The following is a 2,945-nucleotide window of genomic DNA, read 5'->3' as shown; positions in this document are numbered from 1 at the left end:
GCGGTCGACACGGCGCGGGCGTTGCTCGAGGTCCTCGAACCCGGCGTGCCGGTGACGGCGGAGCTTGCTGCGTCCGCAGCCCGGCCCGGGGTGCAGCTGATTGCGCAGAACCTCTCGGGACAGGTGGTCCAGGTCCCGGTGCCGCCGACGTGACCGGTCACCGTGTGCCCCCTGCCGGTGAGCTGAACGGGGGCTTGCTGTCGTGGCCGACGGCCGTTATTGCATCGTCACCGTGAGGTCGGCGCCGGCGGCGCTGGCGAGGACGAGCCGGGCGTTGGCCTCGTCATTGCGCATGACCCATTCCTCGGCGGCCTCCGGGGCCTTGCCGACCTGGATGTGGCGGGCGATCAGGCGCGGCACGCGGATCGCGTCCTCGACCGCGACGAACCAGACTTCGTGGCAGGCGGCCCGGACCCGCGGCCACGCGCCATCGGGAAGGAGGAGGTAGTTGCCCTCGGTGATGACCATCTCGACACTCGGCTCGACGTTGATCGACCCCGCGATGGGCTGCTCGACGGCGTGCTCGAAATCGGGGGCGTACACCGTGCGCTGCCGGTCGCGGCGCAGGCGCTCGAGGAGCACGGCATACCCGACATCGTCGAAGGTGGGCGGGGAGCCCTTGACCCGGCGCAACCCGAGGCGCTCCAGTTGAACGTCGGCCAGGTGAAAGCCGTCCATCGGGACCTGCACCGCGGTGCCGGGGGCGCTCTCGTTGAGCGCGACGGTCAGCGCCCGGGCGAGTGTGGACTTGCCGGCCCCGGGTGCGCCGACGATCCCGAGAATCACCCGCTCCCCAGGCTCGGAACGCAGCGCGCGGACGCGCTCGATGAGGTCGTCAAGCGGTGGGGCGAGATCCATACCAGCGTTGTACACCTCGCGCCGGGAACCGCGCAGCAGGCGTCCGGGTCACAGGAGTCCGGGTTACAGCGCGTGGCAGGTCGACTCGGCCTCCCCGCTGGGGCCGACCCAGCACTGGTGCCCAACACGCAGCGTCCTCGCTGGCCTGCGGTACCGTGCGAGGGCCCCAATCGACTAGGGAGTCGCCATGCCCCGCGCCTTCGGGATCGTCTTTTACCTCATCTTCGCAATGGTGCTCGCCGTCTTCGTCCTCGTCGCGGTGACCATCGCGAAGGCCGGTGTCCAGAAGCGCAGGGAGGACGCCGCGAACGCCGCAGCCCCGGTCCTCAACCGGCCGGCCCGCGTCGTGGCCAAGCGAACCGCCGTCACCGGCGGCGAGAAGTCCACCCGGACCACCTATTACGCGACCTTCGAGTTCCCCGACGGCCAGCGGGCGGAGTTCCAGGTGGACGGGCAGCCCTACGGGATGCTCAGCGAGGGCGACACCGGGATGTTGACCAATCAGGGCACGTGGTACCAGGGGTTCGCGCGGGCCGGGCGCATCCAGGACCGGCCGGCCTGAGCGGGCATACGCGAAAAGGCGCCGAGGGCGAACCCGGCTGGGTTCGCCCCCGGCGACTGGCGGTGGCGCAGGGATTCGAACCCTGGGTGGAGTCGCCCCCACACGCGCTTTCGAGGCGCGCTCCTTAGGCCGCTCGGACACGCCACCGTCGAGCAGGGTACCCGAGGGCCGGCGCCCGGCAGAAATCCCCGTCACCGCAGACAGCGCCACCCCGGGCTGGGCCGTATGACGGCGGGCATGCGGGAGGACTGGCGCTAGTCAAGGAGTCGCTGCACCGCACCCGCGGCTGGCTCGACGGTACGACCTGGGCGATCCTGCGCGACGACTGAGAGGCCGCTCAGGCCTCGCGGTGAGCCGCGAAGAAGTCGAGCAGCAACTCGGCGCACTCGGCCTCGCGGACTCCCCCGACGATCTCGCAGCGGTGGGTGGCGCGCCGGTCGCGAGGGATGTCCCACACCGAGCCGCAGGCGCCGGCCTTGGGGTCCCACGCACCGAAGACGACCCGCGCGATCCGGGCGAGCATGAGCGCGCCGGCGCACATCGGGCACGGTTCTAGGGTGACAACGAGGGTGCAGCCGGTCAGGCGCCATTCCCCGGTATGCCGCGCCGCCTCCCGCAGCGCCAGCACCTCGGCGTGGGCGGTCGGGTCGCCGTCGGCCTCCCGCGCGTTCCAGCCGGTCCCGATGATCTGTCCGTGCGGGTCGACCACGACCGCCCCCACCGGTACATCGCCCGTCGCGAGCGCAGCGCGGGCCGCCGTGAGCGCGTGGCCCAGCCACGCGGCATACTGCTCGTCGTCGGTCGCCATGGGGGTAAGTTTCCCGTATGCGTGTCGTCAAGCCGGATCACCCGCTCATCGCCCACAAGCTGACCTACCTGCGCGACAAGCGCACCGACTCCCCGACGTTCCGGCGGCTCGCCGAGGAGCTGATGACGCTGCTGGCCTATGAGGCGACCCGCGATGTGCGCGTCGAGCCGTTCGCGATCGAGACGCCGGTGGCGCCGACGACGGGGATCAAGCTGTCCAACCCCAAGCCGCTGGTCGTGCCGATCCTGCGGGCCGGGTTGGGGATGCTCGAGGGTATGGTGCGGCTGCTGCCGAGCGCCGAGGTCGGCTTCCTGGGTATGCAGCGCGACGAGGCGACGCTGGCCATCACCACCTACGCCAACCGGCTGCCGTCGGATCTGTCGGGCCGGCAGGTGTATGTGCTCGATCCGATGCTCGCGACCGGCGGGTCGATGAGCGATGCGATCCACTTCCTCATCGAGCGGGGGGCCGACGACATCACGGCGGTGTGTCTGCTCGCCGCGCCCGAGGGCGTCGCGCGGCTCGAGAAGAATCTCGCCGAGGTGAGCCCCCCGGTCACCCTCGTCGTCGGCGCGATCGACGAGAAGCTCAACGAGAACGGCTACATCGTGCCCGGGCTCGGCGACGCCGGCGACCGGCTCTACGGCCTGGTGTAGCCACCCGCCGGAGGCTCCGCTGGGAAGGTAAGACGGACTGGCGGGGGGGGGGGGGGGGGGG

Annotated in this window: 4 protein-coding genes and 1 tRNA gene; 2 read left to right on the top strand and 3 right to left on the bottom strand. The window is 71.3% G+C overall.

Features of this window, described 5'->3' with window-relative positions; translation table 11 throughout:
- Positions 1 to 216: 216 nt before the first annotated feature.
- Positions 217 to 858 (bottom strand): nucleoside/nucleotide kinase family protein, encoded by a 642-nt coding sequence (locus BN11_RS17625; RefSeq protein ID WP_048699612.1) that lies wholly within the window; start codon positions 856 to 858, stop codon positions 217 to 219.
- Between the two features lie 187 nt (positions 859 to 1,045).
- On the opposite strand from BN11_RS17625, the gene BN11_RS21425 reads away from it, so the two are divergent.
- Positions 1,046 to 1,420 (top strand): DUF2500 domain-containing protein, encoded by a 375-nt coding sequence (locus BN11_RS21425; protein ID WP_053084171.1) that lies wholly within the window; start codon positions 1,046 to 1,048, stop codon positions 1,418 to 1,420.
- Between the two features lie 57 nt (positions 1,421 to 1,477).
- On the opposite strand, the gene BN11_RS17615 is transcribed toward BN11_RS21425, so the two are convergent.
- Positions 1,478 to 1,567, bottom strand: a tRNA-Ser gene (locus BN11_RS17615).
- 190 nt (positions 1,568 to 1,757) lie between these two features.
- Complete coding sequence (gene tadA, locus BN11_RS17610; protein WP_048699611.1) at positions 1,758 to 2,228, bottom strand: tRNA adenosine(34) deaminase TadA; 471 nt, start codon at positions 2,226 to 2,228, stop codon at positions 1,758 to 1,760.
- 17 nt (positions 2,229 to 2,245) lie between these two features.
- Between tadA and upp the strand changes: the two genes are divergently transcribed.
- Complete coding sequence (upp, locus tag BN11_RS17605) at positions 2,246 to 2,884, top strand: uracil phosphoribosyltransferase (RefSeq protein ID WP_048699610.1); 639 nt, start codon at positions 2,246 to 2,248, stop codon at positions 2,882 to 2,884.
- The last annotated feature ends 61 nt before the right edge of the window (positions 2,885 to 2,945 follow it).

Source organism: Nostocoides australiense Ben110 (assembly GCF_001050535.1).
Classification (GTDB): domain Bacteria; phylum Actinomycetota; class Actinomycetes; order Actinomycetales; family Dermatophilaceae; genus Nostocoides_A; species Nostocoides_A australiense.
This window is presented reverse-complemented; position numbering and strand designations above follow the sequence as displayed.